This window comes from Vibrio owensii, assembly GCF_002021755.1.
GTDB lineage: Bacteria > Pseudomonadota > Gammaproteobacteria > Enterobacterales > Vibrionaceae > Vibrio > Vibrio owensii.
In genome coordinates, this window is sequence record NZ_CP019960.1 from 2044716 (window position 1) to 2059913 (window position 15198).

Here is a 15198-nt window from a genome sequence, read left to right on the forward strand (position 1 = left end):
ATGGAAGACTTATGCACCCAATGAAGCAAGAAACACTGAGCTACTTTGATGATTTGAACTACAGCGTGATGGCTCAAACGGAAGCGGTTTATGAGCTCAAACAAAACCGTACGGGTTTAACCGTTGAGCTTAACTTTTCAGCGCTTGGTAAAGGCAAATTGCCCGCAGAAAGCGAACAAAGAACCGATAAGAAGCTGTATTTCATTGATATTGAAGACATCGAATGCATTGGGTTTGAAGCACTCGAACCGTTCGTGGTTGGGCTTGGTGAACATTGCTCTATGGTGGTGTTTGAAGAAGAGTTCTTTGAACAAAGCATGAAAGAGATGTGGATGTTCCTATCGAACGATCCGCGTGATCGTGACGTTTTCAACGAAAGTAAGTTTTATCGCGCTTAACTCTTTCAAGGCGATTTTGCTCTTGATTTTTATCTCTTGGATGGCCGTTTTGAACACCAAAATCGCCATCCAATTTATCACTTTATCCCGCTTATTCTGACTCTGTACCAGCTTATTTTTGGGCTCAAGATCCACTTTTCTCATCGTATTAGCAATTCATTTTATTCGCCCCAACAATGCTCTCCCACTCAACCAAAAGCATTAGTCAAGTAAATACTCTAGCCACCAATAATTGACATCAATATTCATCCCAATCAATAAATTAACTCAGTTTATAAACCTGAATGCATATAGTGATTTTTTTCTGAATCGGCCTTCAAATTTTGAGTTGTTTCTTTTCATTTGTAACTGGATGTAAGCAAAAAATATGAGTGATTTCGGCAGTGGTTAGATCAAGGGGCTTCCCTCTCTTTGTGACGTTTGCTTAGTGTTTGAAGTCCTCGCCGGAAATCCCCCACGAATAGAAAATCAACAAGGACAGTCACTTAGCTTTTTTAAGCAAGTGATGAGGATTCAACAATGAAAAAAACAACAATCAGTTTGATGGTAACAGCGGTGCTCATGGGTTCCCCAATCATGGCCACCTCTGCACTCGGCGCAACACAAGAAAACATCATAACGGCCGTTCAAAGCGAATCAGTCTCTGCCACGATAACCGTGCCACAGGTTGACCAGTGGTACTCACAAGCGCAGGTCGATTTGAAGAATATCTCAGGTCAGCAATTAGACTTGGCGGACGCAGAGATTTGGGTTACCTCAGACAAAGACGCGACGGTGAATAGCTCATGGGGCGCACCTTTTAATGTCAGCAGCCCTGCTCCCAATACGTTTGTCTTTACTCATGACAGCACGTCACAAATTCTAAACGATGGCCAAACAGCTCAAATCTTCTTTGGTCTTAATGCCAGCAATGGTGATTACATCGATGGAAACGACGTGCATGTCGAGAAGGTGATCATCAAGAATGATCCTGCGCTTCAAGGCAAGATCACCTTACAGGCACCAAGTGCACCACATGCCAGCCTAGCCGCAGCATCGATTTTGGTTGAGGGTGAGAACTACAGTGAGACCGTGTCTGTACCGTGGGGAAGCAGCTTTGTTCTGGAGCACCTCCAAGATGGCGAGTATCAAGTCACCGCGCAAGATGTAACGAGCGAAATGGGGATTGCCCACGCCTCCTCGCCAACCTCAACCGTGACTGTCGATAGCGATGCAACACAGCCTAGTGTCTCCGTGCAGTACGATGCGTTTATCTACTACGCTACCATCTCGCTCACCATGCCTGCACTGGATGGCATTACGGCAAGCCTAACCACAGATGCCACCGTGAAAGCGGCAGGCACGCAAGACGTTGAACGCAGCCTAGTGGTGCCATTTGGCGGCGAGATCGACATCAGCAAGCTGCTTGATAACCACAAATACGATCTCTCCTACTCACCTATTACGGTGAACAACGTGCTTTACCAACCGAGCGACAACCTCGATGTAATGGTCAACAAAGACACGGCGACAGAAATCAGCACTAACATCGTTGAAACGCCGATCGCGAGTGACGACTTCACTACCGTTCAAGCGAGTATTGTCAACTTACCTCAAGAAGCGATGCCAATTGTGCTCAACCTTGTCGCGAAAGATGGATCTAGCCGCTACAGCTACGAGATTAGTAGCTCGCCATTCACCTTACCTGACGACGTTAAACCGGGTGAGTACGATATCCAAATCGATTCGGTGTTTGCTGGAGACACACGTTATGCCTATGACGGGGATGATTCTGTCTCTGTCACGCAAAGCGATGCTCCGTTGTTGCTGACGCTGCCATTCCGCGAAGCGATGAGCCTTGCAGTCAAAGGCTTCCCAGATTACGTAGCAAACGGCACGGTGACGAACGACAGCGAACAGACCACCAATGAAATCGGCGCAACCAAGGTCAACGCCATATTCAAGTATGCTGGCTTGAGTGGTTCTGGTGATCCGGGGGTAATCCTGCCGAAAGACGAGCTTCCGCTGCATAGAACCTACGCGAATGCACAAAGCGCTTCAGAGCTTTCAGGCCATCACGTACTGCCAGTCATGGTGGTTTACACTGCAAACGCTAGTGGCGGTGCAAGCTGGACAGACTTAGTCGATGATGAATTGCTCTACAAACATTACGCGACCTTCATTACTCAAGCCATTGCGGCGCAAGAGTACGCAGCTGGTGATGGCAGCTCGCCAATGTCGTTTGTGCTTAACCCTGACTTCTTAGGTGAACTACAGAAAAACCCAAGCCATGTAGACGACCTAAACCAAGCGGGCGCGGTCAATGTGAATGACCAACTCGCTCGTGCGTTGGATTACATGAAGACGACTTACGGTTATCAACCACCAGTGGCCGTTCCTCAATTCGAGAACACACTAAAAGGCTACATTGCGTCACTCAACTTCATCATGAATGGGTTGGCAGAAGACGTAACTTACGGCTGGCAAATCAACTTGTGGGCGGTAGGCTCTGCCAACTGGATTCACCAGACCGACGACCAATCAGCTGACAAAGGCCAAGAAGTGGCGAACTTCGTCAACTCGCTGGATGTTTACACTGGCACTTACCAACCAGATTACATTGTGTTCGACAAATATGAGCGCGACGGTTTCGGCTCAGAAGCGATCGCGAACTACGCGTACAACGCCACCAGCTGGACACGTTACCTATCGTATGTAAAAACCATCAGTGATGGCGTTGAGTCTCCGGCCATGATTTGGCAAATCCCAGGTGGCCACATGCCGACTCATGATGAAGGCAATACATTGATCAACGTTGAACATGAAGCGTCTGGCGGTTCTTACTTTATGGGTGATGCACGCATCGGAACGGACATCAACAACGTACGTACTGGCCTACTCGACAAACAGCTCAATCCAACCACGTACAACGGTGCGAGTAACGTTCGAGAATTGCTAGAAAAAGACGCGGGCTACGACTGGTCTCATGTCGCGATGCAAGATCTACCGAAGAGCAACGTGTTTGCCTTGTTATGGGGTGGTGGCTCAACTACGGCGGTCGTTACCATGGGCTCAAACGGCACGGACAACGGCTGGCTAGACAACAAAGTCGACGCTTACGCGCAAAATCCAACGTGTTTGGTTGGCAACGATTGTGACGGCTCAATTTGGGGCGGTGACGGCGGCGATAAGCCACCAGTCGACAATAATCCACCAAGCGTTTCACTGTCTCCGAACTATCAGGTAAACAGTGGCGAAAGCGTAACCATCACCGCTAACGCTTCTGATCCAGATGGCGATGTGATTAGCTATAAATGGAGTGTCCCTTCTGACCTGACAGTTGTCGGCGACACCAATAGCGACACGTTAGTGGTAACGGCTCCGGTCACAGACCCAGACCTCACCTTCACGATTTCATTGCAGGTTTCTGATGGCGAGCTAAATGCCTCAGATTCAACTTCATTGAAAGTCGTTGGTGATAACAGCGGTGGCGGTGATGGCATTTGTGCCGACATCCCAGAGTTCGAACAAAGACAGTACCAACCGGGCGAACAAGTGACCTACCAAGGCAGCTTGTATGAAGCCGACCGTTGGACAGACTCGACACTGACCCCGGCTGACTCATACTCAGGCTGGACGTTGATTGATAGCTGTTCGTAACCGTCTGATTAATTGGCGTTAACCATCCAAATTCATAACATTTGATACCGTCTTGATAGGCGGTATCTTTTTTTGTTTTAACGACACCATTCTTTAGGAATCAAAAAGCCCATCACTCGTTCAACAAGTGATGGGATAAATGCGGGACACAGTAAAAGACTTAAACCAGTGTCGCGCCTTTGAAAGCGCCAATCGGAGCAATTTCATCAAGCTTCGCAAGGGTTTCTTGGCTCAAAGTGACGTTTAGAGCACCCAAGTTTTCATCAATGCGAGAGGTTTTACGACTACCCGGAATTGGGATGATGTTATCGCCTTGCGCGACCAACCATGCCAAAGCAAGTTGTGCTGGAGTGATGTCATACTCAGCAGCAATATTCTTGATCTCTTCTAAGCGCGCTAAATTGCTTGTGAAGTTTTCGCCCTGCATTTTTGGGTTGTTGTTGCGAAAATCATTTTCGTCCAACTCTTTAACCTGACCAGTCAGAAAACCAGCACCAAGTGGCGACCAACAAACCAGTGCTGCACCGATTTGGTTTACCGCAGGTAGGATGTCCGTTTCCGCTTCACGACGGAACAGTGAGTATTCGTATTGCACCGCCGAGATTGGGTGGATTTCATTAGCGCGCAACACTTGCTCCGCTGTAACGTTAGACAGACCAATCGCTTTTACTTTCCCCGCTTTCACTGCATCTGCCATTGCAGCGACCGTTTCTTCAAGCGGAATTTGTGGATCTAGGTAGTGTGCATAAAGTAGGTCGATTTGTTCCACACCCAAACGCTCTAGACTGTTATCAATCGCACGAGCAACATACTCTTTAGTGCCATTGATGGTTAAAGGGAATCCCCAGCCAGTATCTAGCGTGCTACCTACTTGGTCTTCTTCAAACACGATGCCAAATTTAGTCGCAATAAACGCTTTTTGATTGGTTTGCGCGATGGCTTTTTTGATCAAATCTTCGTTGTGCCCTGCACCGTAAGCGTCAGCTGTGTCGATCATCATGCCTTGTTCAATAGCATGAACCAGAGTTTGCACCGCCACTGCGTCATCACTCTCACCGTAATAGCCCTCAAGACCCATTGCGCCGTAACCGATTTGTTTGATTGCTGCAAAGTTGCTATTTGACATGATTCTTCTCCAATTCTCTTGCTGCTGACCTCAGCAACAAAACGCGATTTGTGTGTGTTTCGAGTCACCTCGATTGCTTGGTAATAAGATTAGCAACGCATGGAGAAGGAGGATTGAAGATTGTTGCCTGAAGATTTGTACTTTATTGCTAACTGCCTGAAATGGTGTCAGAGCGAGAGCAAGTTTAAGCTCAAAAACACGTTAAAACTTCTTCGTCAGTATAATTTTAACATTTTTATTAATAGTTATATCACATTGATTTTTAACATTTAAAATACCCATACATAGCGTGAGCAAGCACCCAAAACAAACAGTATGCATACTCCATAAAAGCGATATTTCAGTCCATTTCATTGCGCATACATTAATTAATCCTAAAGTAGTAGATGCGATATGACACACATATCAATAACTTCATTGCCAAACTCATCGTGAGGTGAGGACGGAAAGCCACGGGTCTTATCTGTTCAAGATAAAAAGGAATTAAGACAGCCGGGTTGCGGAACTTGGAATCCGAAAAATGAAAAATTCAATCACTACAATCGTCATTTCATCACTCTTCCTATCGACAAATGCCTTCGCACTTCAAGGCAAAAATTTTGACTCCATCCACGACGCAAACAACGCTGCAGGTGCTCGTGTGGGCTGGGATGTCGAATCTGATGGCGGCTTGGTTTTAAAAGGCGATAACAACATGGAATCGACCTTAACCGTTTCAAATACTCGTGACGCTGGCGGAGCGAAAGCCCCCGTTTTAAAAGTACAAGGCAGAAACGAGAAAAGAGCACTCAACGAAGCACTTCCAATACTCAGCGTTGAGAGCATCGAAAACCAAGCTGGTATTGAACTGACGCGCGGTTCAATGAAGCGCGATGCAAAACTGGGTTGGTCGATCATCTATGACGGCAAAGATAAAAGTGACCTGATTCTACGAGAAGTACGCGGTAGCGGTAACTGGATTGTCACTTCTTTCTACAAGCTTGAAAGCAAAATGCTGCAAGATTTTGAAGGCAGCCAATTTATGGCTCAAGTGTTTGTTCCATACTGCCCAACAGACAAATATGGAAATGTAACAGTGACACCAAGAACAAAAGAGAAGTTAGCGACTTGTCCTGAGTAATCTAGCCCTTCTATAGCAGAGCACTAAAACTCAAACTACCTCAATAACAACAAAGGGTGACTTTCATGTCACCCTTTCTCTTCTTAGATACACAACATACTGCGAATGATTCGGTGTGCTTCTGCTAAATCGTCAAGACTGCCAGATGCGATCACTTCTAATGGCTTTCTGCCTTCAAAGAACACGCTTTTGCTTGCGCTGTTCATAAAGGTTTTGCGCGCTTCTGGTTGACGAAAAAGTAGCTGCAAACACTCTTCAATTGCCAAGATATGCTGCTCACGTTGCAGCGCTTCTTGTTCGTCCATATCGCTTGGTAAAATCTTGGAGATTTGGTTCTTATTCGCACCCCACATGACCAGGGTTTGATGTGTTTTTTCTGAGTTCATAGTGGACTCCAAACTAAGTTGAAAAAGCCGACTTCCGTGTGCAGAAGGAATTAGTACTGACCAATTTTAATCGAAGGTTCTTCAAAGATAGACGTCAGTCGCTGCGCATAATTTTCTAACTCAGCTTTGCGTTCGTCTTCCGTTTTTCTTGCTGGGCCAAATACCTTATGCGGCTCAAGCACAGAGAAGCCATTGAACTCAAACACACCGCGATGAACTGGACGAAGAATCGCATCTAAATCACCATTCCACCCGTCTTTAACATACAGCTCTTCTGGGCCCCCCATGGTGACACTGACCATGGCTTTTTTGCCTTTGTAAACGCCATTTTCATAGAAGCGACCGGAGCCATAGGTGCGCCCCATTGCAAACACACGATCCACCCAACCTTTGAGCATCGCTGGCATCCCAAACCACCAAAGTGGGAATTGGAAGATCACCAGATCACACCATTCGAGCTTTTGAATTTCAGCCTCAATCTCGGGGGCGAAGCCATCATTATCGGTCGCGTACATCTCTTCTAACTGTTGCTTGAAGAACTCCGGATCGTTGGTCGTCGTGAAGTTATGGCGACCCGAAACAGGATCAAAGTTCATCGCATGTAAGTCCGATGTTTTGACCTTATGCCCTGCGCCTTCTAACACTTCAATTGCCGTTTGGAACATTGCGCCGTTAAAGCTCTTCGGTTCTGGGTGCCAATAAACAACAAGTACATTCATTATTTGTTCTCCAATAATTCAACAATCTCGGCGTAGTGGTATTCTTTCGCGAGCTCGAGTGGTGTTTTGCCGTCAAAGCCTTTTAATGCCAACTCTGCTCCAGCTTCAATAAGGGCTTTCGCTGCATCGGTGTGTCCGTGCCAAACCGCGTCATGCAAAGGGGTGTAGCCGTTATTTGGCCCCTGTGCGTTTAACGTTTCATGGAATCCAGCGTAGTTAGCCAACACTCGAACCACATCAGCACGACCGTTGTAGGCGGCTTTATGCAGTGGGATCGCCTTCATGTAATGATCGGGAATGGTTTGGTCACCCCCTTTTTCCATCAATATACGTAAGCTCTGGGTATGGCCATCACGTGCGGCAACCATTACTGCCGTATGTTCGTCATTCCCCGATGCATTGACTGGTGATGCTACATTGAGTGTCGACCAGTCCTGCAAAGCGTCAAGCGCCGCTGCCATTTGCTCATCGCTAGATTGCACGTCTGTCACAACTTGATAAGCAGCCAATTGGGCTTGTTTAGCTGCGAATTTTTGTTGGTAGTCGGCGAATATGTCCTCCATGTCTTTGGCTTGGTGCTGACCAAAAACATCACCTCGGCTCGCGCCAAAGTCGACGAGTTGTGCAGCTTTTGCTCCGAAGGTAGAGACAATCTCGGTGTTCACATCTGGTTGAGCGAGCAGCACTTTCACTATGTCTGGTTTACGATGCCAAACCGCCACCATCAAAGGTGTCACACCATGCTTTGGTGTTTGAAGATTGATAAACGCGCCCGATTCCAACAACTTGCTTACCCACTGCGTTGAGCTTTGTTGAGCAGCAATATGCAGTGGTGCGTTTCCCATCACAGGATCGAGTTGGTTTACGTCTGCACCCTGTTCAATCAATCCAACAAACTGCTCATAGTGATTATCGACAATGCTTTGGTGTAATGCTGGTAAGTTCATGATGACCCCGTTGCTGCTGCGTTTTGCTTCAATGGGGATAGTATTGAACAAAATTTCATTAACCTGTAGATTACAAATGGTTACTTTTAAGATGAGTAAAAGTTAATGAAATCACTTCCATCCCAACTTCCTATCTTCATTCAAGTTGCGAAAAACGGCAGCTTTGCCAAAGCAGCTCGGGCACTAGGGATCTCCGCACCAGCGGTCAGTAAAGCGATCACCAAGCTCGAAGAAGAGTGGCAAGTGAAACTGTTTTTTCGCTCATCTCACTCATTGAGTTTGACGCAAACAGGCCAACAACTTTTCGATGAGTTAACCCCTTCTTTGGAGGCGATTCAAAGCACCATTACACAGCTTTCCGATACTGAGCAAAGTTCCGGCGGAACGGTAAAAGTGAATCTACCCGCAAGCTCAATAGGGCGAGAGCATATCTTGCCGCTGGTAATCGAATTCATGGAAATCTACCCAGACGTGACCTGTGAGCTGCATTTTGATGATAGGAATGTTGATTTGGTTGAGCATGGTTTTGACCTCGGTATCGGCACAGCCATAAACCAAGATTCACGCTTGATTGCTCGTCCTTTGCTTACCCAAGATGTCGGTATCTATGCCTCTCCAGATTATTTGCAAAAGTACGGAGAGCCAAAGAGCATAGAGGCGTTAAGCCACCATAAGTGTTTACCTATTCGCTCACTCACAACTGGACGTTTCCACTACTGGCGAATCAACGAAGGGGGCAACGCAAAGCTCTATGAGCCCAGTGGTAAGCTGATCATGAATAACTTCGCCGCAGCAAAACAAGCCGCGCTGGCGGGAGCGGGGATCACCATGTTAGGCAGTTGGTTATTTAAAGAAGAATTGCGCCAGCAGACCATCGTCCCTATCTTAAAGCCTTATTGGGGAGAGCCTGCCATCATTTGGGTCTATTATTCTTCAAGGCAGTACTTACCCAATCGAGTTCGTTTGCTTATTGACTACTTGATCGAAAACATACACCGTGTTGCCTAAGGAAGGATGTCATTAAACGCGATGAGAATCCTTGAACACTCGCCTTGCACTGACTACAATGGCGCACTTTTTTTAATGACTTCAAGGTCACAAACATGACAGATACAGCTAAACCAGCTCTACCAGATCGCCTAGCGGGTAACCCACGTAGCCCATTCTTCATCAAAGAATGCTTCGAGCACCAAATCGGTATTCGTATCAACGGCCAAGAGCGTACTGACGTAGAAGAATACTGCATCAGCGAAGGTTGGGTAAAAATTGCTTCTCCTAAAGCAAAAGACCGTTTCGGTAACCCAATGCTAATCAAACTTAAAGGCGAAGTTGAAGCGTACTACGTGTAAGCTGACCACGCTGAATGTATTTGAAAGCTCGAGTCTGACTCGGGCTTTTTTAATGCCTGTCATATCCCCTACTCGTTTAATCTATTCCCTCTTCTTTTCAGTACAAGTTATTAAGAAATCGATGTAAATCGCTGTTTTTATCTGATTGTTGTCTAAAGTTTCTAGAGAACTAACTGCAATAGCCATTGCCAAAAGAAACGACACCTTTTTAATACAGGGAGAGGAAATGGAAAGCCCACTTGTCACACTCAAACACGCCAGCAAAAGCTTTGTTGATGGCAAAGAGACACATCGCGTGTTGGAAGGCGTCGACTTTACGTTGAACACAGGAGCGAGTGTTGCGCTGACGGGCGCCAGTGGTAGCGGCAAAAGTACCCTACTCAATGTCATCGCTGGCTTTGAGCCGCTTTCCGAAGGTGAGTTGTGGTTAGATGGCGATAACACGGCGGCTTGGAAAGACCCACAATGGAGCCGATTTCGACACCAAAAACTCGGTGTTATCTTCCAGCAATTCAACCTATTAACGCCACTCAACGTGCAGCAAAACATCGCCTTCCCTCTGCATTTGAATCAACAGAAATGGAATGACTGGTGCGATTATTTGGTCGAGACTCTGGGCATCAGCCAACTGCTCGATAGACATGTTTCTGCCCTTTCCGGTGGTCAACAACAACGAGTCGCTATTGCGCGCGCCATAGCACACAAACCTAAACTGCTACTTGCTGATGAACCCACAGGTAACCTCGACCAAAAAGCGGGGTTAGAAGTGATGAAGCTACTCAGTGAAATCACCACCCAAGGCAATACGGCAGTGCTGTTAGTCACCCACAGCCCTGAATGCGCTGAGTTTATGAAAACACGGCTGCGATTAGATAATAGTCAGCTACAGAACAGTCATCACCAAAACAAACATGAGCTTCGCCATGAAGCAAGCTAAGCAACCAAATACCAGATTCACTCATACTCGACTCGCCCTGAATCTATTTGCAGCGCACTATCGGCAGGCGCCACTGCAAGCCGCCGCAATTCTGATCGGTATCGTGCTGGCAGTGACCTTGTTTGTTGCGGTGCAAGCCATCAACCTCAATGCCAAGCGCAGTTATGCTGAGTCTACCGAGCAGCTCAGCGCACAAGCTCAGAACTTAATTATTCCACCAGCAGGGCAAAACTATCTGCCTGAATCGCTCTACTTCGCCCTTAGACAAAACGGACTCAGTGCAGCACTACCGGTAATCGAAGGGCGAGTGAGAGACGAACAAGGGCGTCGCTGGTCAGTGCAAGGTAGCGAGTTGATTGCCGCCATCTCATCACGTTCGCGCTATTCTTCAGAAAACCAACCGAACGTCTCTTTGTTCGACAGTGCTTTGCCTTTGCCTGAGCTTTTAGCTGGCAAGCCAATCGTGATGATGAGCCAATCTCAACATCAAAACTTAGGGGAGGTAGAAACCCTAACTCTGGACGACATTCCAACCCAAGTGGTGGTGCTACCTGACGAATGGCAGTTAGGTAGCCGAATGTTGATGGACATTGGTTTTGCGCAGCAACTGCTCAATAAGCAAGGACAGCTCAGTTACATTGCGGTTTTCCAGTCAGGTGATAAAGGGAATAAAAACACGCAAGCAAAATGGCAGAACCTGATTGGCGATCAAGGGCAATGGATTGCCAATAATCAAAGCACTGACCTTGGCTCACTGACCGACAGCTTTCACCTCAATCTCACCGCAATGAGTTTACTCGCCTTTTTAGTTGGGCTGTTCATTGCCTACAACGGCGTAAAATACAGCTTGCTGAAACGCAATCGTCTGTTAGTACAAATCCAACAGGCAGGTGTTGCACCGAGCATTGTGTTCTCTGCACTGTTAGTTGAACTCACTCTTCTCGTTACCATCGGCGCTTCCCTCGGTTTTGTATTGGGCATGCAGCTCAGCCATTGGTTACACCCGACCGTGGCACTGACTCTAGAACAGCTTTATGGCGCGACACTTCTGCCCGGCACTTGGCAGTGGCAATGGTGGGCGCAAGCGCTGCTGCTCACGTTAGCCGCCACCCTATTAGCATGTTGGCAGCACTTTAAACAGCGAGTACGTCAGCCGCTTTCCTCTCATGGTGGATTTTATCAAGCGCCGGAAGCCTCTAACGAAAACCAATTGTTCGTGATAGGTGCTGCGTTGACGACTCTCGCACTCGCAGGGTTATGGCTGAGTGAGCATCACCGCTTCACCATGGCGTGGCTCGGCGTGCTTGTGGTGTCGATTCCTTTGTACCTACCCAAAACACTCAGCGTGTTAGCCAATTGGTGTGAAAAGCGCACCAGTTCTGGTTTGATGCAGTATCTGTTTGCTGAGCTACGCGAGCTGATTTCTCCGCTTTCTCTCGCCATGATGGCACTGCTACTCGCCGTTACAGCCAATATGGGGATGAACACGCTAGTTGGTAGCTTTGAATCCACCCTAAAACAGTGGTTAGAACAAAGGCTGCACGCCGATATTTACGTCAGCCCTGCCCAAGGAGAAATAGCTGATGTAGAGCGCGCGTTAGGGCAGTTCGACAAGGTTGAGACCGTCTACAAGCAATACTACGTCGACGATAATCTGCAAGGCTTACCGATTTTGCTTGGCACCAAAGACAAAGACACCTTAGAGCAAACCATGGTGTTCAAATCGCATTTGGAGAACTTCTGGCCACGCTTTTACCAAGGTGAGTTAGTCGCTATCAGTGAGCCAACCGCGGTCAAACTGGGTTTATCACTGGGTAGCGAGCTCACGCTTGATGCCGTTCCAAATAAGAACCTACTTGTGGGTGCGGTATTCCATGATTACGGCTCACCTAACGGTGAAGTCTTATTAGCACCAAAGCTATGGCAAGAGAGCGGATTTACCGACTTGCCAACAAGCCTTGGCATTAAAGTCTCGGGGGATCCACAAATCGTCTACGAGCAACTTCGCGAGCAACTGAATCTGCATCCAAGTCAGCTCTACGATCAAGCGCAAATCAAATCCATTGCATTGGATATTTTCTCGCAGACCTTCGCCATTACACGCGCACTCAACGGCGTGACTTTGATGGTCGCGGTGATTGGCTTGTTCAGTGCTTGCTTCATGTTGCTCGACGCGCGCAAAGCCGCCATTGCAAGGCTGTACGCACTTGGCGTTAGTCGTCGTAAATTAATGACCATGGTGGTCGGACAGATCGTTGCTCTGGTCAGTTTTACTCTGGTTATCGCCCTGCCCCTCGGAGCCATGGTGGGTTACGTGCTGACAGACATCGTCACCTTACGAGCTTTTGGTTGGAGCTTAAATTATCTGTGGAATTGGAGTGACGCGCTGAGCATTGCGGCGATCACCATCTTAGTGGCAGTGATCGCAACCTTGATTCCGCTGTGGCGATTGGTCAGCAAGCCTGTCGTTTCCAGTTTGCAAAGCGAGGTATTGTGATGGTTCGAATAGCAAGCACACTTACTCTATTCATGAGCAGTCTGTTCCTGTTCGGTTGTGAAGATCCCCAACAACAAAATATGGGCACGTTGCTGGGAAGCGGAGATACGCAAAGCGAGAGCAACCTATTCACACGCGTAGAAAAAGGGGTGGAACTCACCTTTCCTACCGATCATCAAGCGCACCCAAACTTTCGTCATGAATGGTGGTACTTAACCGCTAACTTAATTGATGAAGACGGCAACCCACTTGGCGTCCAATGGACACAATTTCGCTTTGCTGCTGCGCCGCCAAAAGGCGAAGATGACGTAAAGAAAACCGAATGGCAAACTCAGCAAATCTACATGGCGCACAGCGCAGTGACGACCGCAGACAAACACTACGCCGATGAAAAATGGTCGCGCGATCAAGCCTCTCTAGCTGGCGTCGATGATTCTCCATTTCGGGTTTACCTCGATGATTGGCAGTGGACTTCTTCAACCAACGACCTCTTCCCTGCCACTTTGAAGGCGAACTCCGAACAATTTGGCTATGCGCTGACCCTTACCAGCAGCGCACCTTATCAAAAGCAAGGCGAGCAAGGGTACAGCACCAAAAGTGCCGATGGACAGGTGGCTTCGTATTACTACAGCCAACCGTTTATTGATGTCTCAGGTGAAGTCACCATCAACGGCAAAACCCATCAAGTGTCGGGCAAAGGTTGGATAGACCGAGAGTGGAGCTCGCAATTCTTACTCGACTCACAACAAGGCTGGGACTGGTTTGCCCTAAGATTGAGTGACGACACCAGCTTGGTGGTGTTCCAATTGCGGGATTCCAAAACCGGATCAGCCAGTTACTCCAGCGCAAGGCTGATGCAGCAAGATGGTTCTGGCATCGCTATCCCACAAAAAGACATTCAGTTAGAGGCAACCAATCAAACAGAAATCCAAGGGCGAAAGTATCCAACCCAGTGGCAAGTGTCGATTCCTGACCAGCAAATTGATCTTACCGTTTCTGCTCTCAACCCGAACGCAAAAATGCCGCTTTCTGTGCCTTATTGGGAAGGCCCAGTGCGTATTGAGGGCTCTCATTCTGGGACTGGTTACATGGAACTCACTGGCTACTGAGCACAAAAATTTCCGTGCACAATCTTGATTATTCCATTCATAATGATGACATCCTCATCCCCAAGAGCTGTTGAATGCCCTCATGAGCAATATGATTTCGCCAATTCGACAAGTGCGACTCATTTTAGGTGAGCCGTGTCGAGCGCTTGAATTTTCGGACATCCAAGAAGACCCATACATCGAACCGCATCGTCACGAGTACTGGGAAATCGTGTGGTGTTTAGATAATAGCGGAACGCAGAGCGTCGACTTCGTCGAATACCAAAACCGCGTTGGTCGCTTGTTTACCATTTCACCAGGGCAGGTTCACCATTCCGAGTTCATGGGTAAAAACATTCGCATGTTGATATTCCGTCCTGGCTTTGCTGAAACCAATCCACGCAGCACACAGTTGGTGAATAGCGTATTTTCTACGATTGAACGACCGCCGTACCTCGATTGCAGCGACGAGGGTTTTCCCTACCTAGAATCGATTTACACCCTAATCAGAGAAGAATGTGAAAGAGAGGATTGTGATTGGGACCTTGTCGAATCACTCATCAACAGCTTTCTACGCTATGCGTTACGCTTTGCTAAAACACCATCCCAGAAAGGGGAGCAGAAAGACGCTCGCATCGTGCAGTTGACCGAATTAATCGAACTGCATTATCGCGAACAAAAGAAATGCCAGTTTTACTCCGATGCATTAGCTCTCACCAGCAAGCGTCTAAATGAGTTAGTGAAAGCCGCCAGAGGCAAGACGGTCACGCAACTGATTCATGATCGAATCATATTAGAAGCCAATCGAGAGCTGGTGTTTTCGACCAAAACCGTCAAGACCATAGCATTTGAACTGGGCTTTGATGACCCTGCCTATTTCAGCCGCTTCTATCGAAAGCAAAAGGGAGAAACGCCAGCGGAATTTCGTCACCGATGTTTAGATAGTGCAATATAATGGGCGGATAATCCCTTTTCGCTACGCTTGAATGTAC

The 15198-nt window shown here is 47.6% G+C and carries 13 protein-coding genes and 1 riboswitch; of the genes, 9 read left to right on the forward strand and 4 right to left on the reverse strand.

Annotation, left to right across the window (positions count from 1 at the left end; genetic code table 11):
* Positions 1 to 11 precede the first annotated feature (11 nt).
* Entirely contained in the window at positions 12 to 398 is a 387-nt protein-coding gene (locus A9237_RS25600) for a hypothetical protein (protein ID WP_078610078.1), read from the forward strand.
* Positions 399 to 917: 519 nt separating this feature from the next.
* Positions 918 to 4037: a PKD domain-containing protein gene (locus A9237_RS25605; RefSeq protein ID WP_078610079.1), complete on the forward strand. Its 3120-nt coding sequence runs from the start codon at positions 918 to 920 to the stop codon at positions 4035 to 4037.
* Between the two features lie 160 nt (positions 4038 to 4197).
* Here the strand turns inward: A9237_RS25605 and A9237_RS25610 are convergent, their stop codons facing one another.
* Positions 4198 to 5163, reverse strand: a complete 966-nt coding sequence (locus tag A9237_RS25610; RefSeq protein WP_078610080.1) for an aldo/keto reductase — start codon at positions 5161 to 5163, stop codon at positions 4198 to 4200.
* A 409-nt stretch (positions 5164 to 5572) separates the two neighbouring features.
* Positions 5573 to 5668: riboswitch (cyclic di-GMP riboswitch) on the forward strand.
* Between the two features lie 15 nt (positions 5669 to 5683).
* Between A9237_RS25610 and A9237_RS25615 the strand changes: the two genes are divergently transcribed.
* Entirely contained in the window at positions 5684 to 6283 is a 600-nt protein-coding gene (locus A9237_RS25615) for a hypothetical protein (RefSeq protein ID WP_078610081.1), read from the forward strand.
* 83 nt (positions 6284 to 6366) lie between these two features.
* Here A9237_RS25615 and A9237_RS25620 read toward each other — a convergent pair whose 3' ends face one another.
* The 3 genes from A9237_RS25620 to A9237_RS25630 are packed head-to-tail and all read right to left on the reverse strand — an operon-like array spanning position 6367 to position 8335.
* Positions 6367 to 6669, reverse strand: coding sequence for a hypothetical protein (locus A9237_RS25620; protein WP_078610082.1), 303 nt, complete (start codon positions 6667 to 6669; stop codon positions 6367 to 6369).
* A gap of 50 nt (positions 6670 to 6719) precedes the next feature.
* Entirely contained in the window at positions 6720 to 7388 is a 669-nt protein-coding gene (locus tag A9237_RS25625) for an NAD(P)H-dependent oxidoreductase (RefSeq protein ID WP_078610083.1), read from the reverse strand.
* Complete coding sequence (locus A9237_RS25630; protein ID WP_078610084.1) at positions 7388 to 8335, reverse strand: ankyrin repeat domain-containing protein; 948 nt, start codon at positions 8333 to 8335, stop codon at positions 7388 to 7390. Before A9237_RS25630 ends, A9237_RS25625 begins: the two co-directional genes overlap by 1 nt.
* Before the next feature lie 105 nt (positions 8336 to 8440).
* Between A9237_RS25630 and A9237_RS25635 the strand changes: the two genes are divergently transcribed.
* The 6 genes from A9237_RS25635 (at position 8441) to A9237_RS25660 (ending at position 15161) form a co-directional block, all read left to right on the forward strand.
* Positions 8441 to 9343: a LysR family transcriptional regulator gene (locus A9237_RS25635; protein WP_078610085.1), complete on the forward strand. Its 903-nt coding sequence runs from the start codon at positions 8441 to 8443 to the stop codon at positions 9341 to 9343.
* A gap of 95 nt (positions 9344 to 9438) precedes the next feature.
* Positions 9439 to 9684 (forward strand): DUF3297 family protein, encoded by a 246-nt coding sequence (locus A9237_RS25640; RefSeq protein WP_005374689.1) that lies wholly within the window; start codon positions 9439 to 9441, stop codon positions 9682 to 9684.
* 226 nt (positions 9685 to 9910) lie between these two features.
* Complete coding sequence (locus tag A9237_RS25645; RefSeq protein ID WP_078610086.1) at positions 9911 to 10621, forward strand: ABC transporter ATP-binding protein; 711 nt, start codon at positions 9911 to 9913, stop codon at positions 10619 to 10621.
* Positions 10608 to 13118: an ABC transporter permease gene (locus tag A9237_RS25650; RefSeq protein ID WP_078610087.1), complete on the forward strand. Its 2511-nt coding sequence runs from the start codon at positions 10608 to 10610 to the stop codon at positions 13116 to 13118. The genes A9237_RS25645 and A9237_RS25650 overlap by 14 nt, the downstream gene beginning before the upstream one ends.
* Positions 13118 to 14227, forward strand: a complete 1110-nt coding sequence (locus A9237_RS25655) for a lipocalin-like domain-containing protein (protein ID WP_078610088.1) — start codon at positions 13118 to 13120, stop codon at positions 14225 to 14227. Before A9237_RS25650 ends, A9237_RS25655 begins: the two co-directional genes overlap by 1 nt.
* Positions 14228 to 14309: 82 nt before the next feature.
* Complete coding sequence (locus A9237_RS25660) at positions 14310 to 15161, forward strand: AraC family transcriptional regulator (protein ID WP_078610089.1); 852 nt, start codon at positions 14310 to 14312, stop codon at positions 15159 to 15161.
* The last annotated feature ends 37 nt before the right edge of the window (positions 15162 to 15198 follow it).